1 protein-coding gene is annotated in these 282 nt (G+C 52.1%); it reads left to right on the forward strand.

Features of this window, described 5'->3' with window-relative positions; translation table 11 throughout:
- The first annotated feature begins 32 nt into the window (after nucleotides 1–32).
- Complete coding sequence (locus S1OALGB6SA_RS10510) at nucleotides 33–197, forward strand: SBBP repeat-containing protein (RefSeq protein ID WP_230204344.1); 165 nt, start codon at nucleotides 33–35, stop codon at nucleotides 195–197.
- The last annotated feature ends 85 nt before the right edge of the window (nucleotides 198–282 follow it).

Raw genomic sequence — 282 nt, forward strand, 5'->3', positions numbered from 1 at the left:
AAGATTACTCCGGCAGATAAATAGAAGATAGAGTGGTAAGCACCTTAGCCGGCAGCTCAGCGGGTCATGCGGATGGCATCGGCACAGAAGCACAGTTTTACGGCCCCACTGGAGTGGCTGTGGACTCATCCGGCAATATCTATGTAGCAGATTTTAGCAACCACCGCATCCGGAAGATCACTCCGGCAGATAAATAGAAGACAGAGTGGTAAGTACCTTAGCCGGCAGCAGTGGCACAGCGAGTTCTGGGAATAGCACCGGCACCACGCACAGTTTAACTAC

Origin of the sequence: Olavius algarvensis spirochete endosymbiont, from assembly GCA_900608495.1 — a bacterium.
Taxonomy (GTDB): Bacteria; Spirochaetota; Spirochaetia; order DSM-2461; family DSM-2461; genus UBA2779.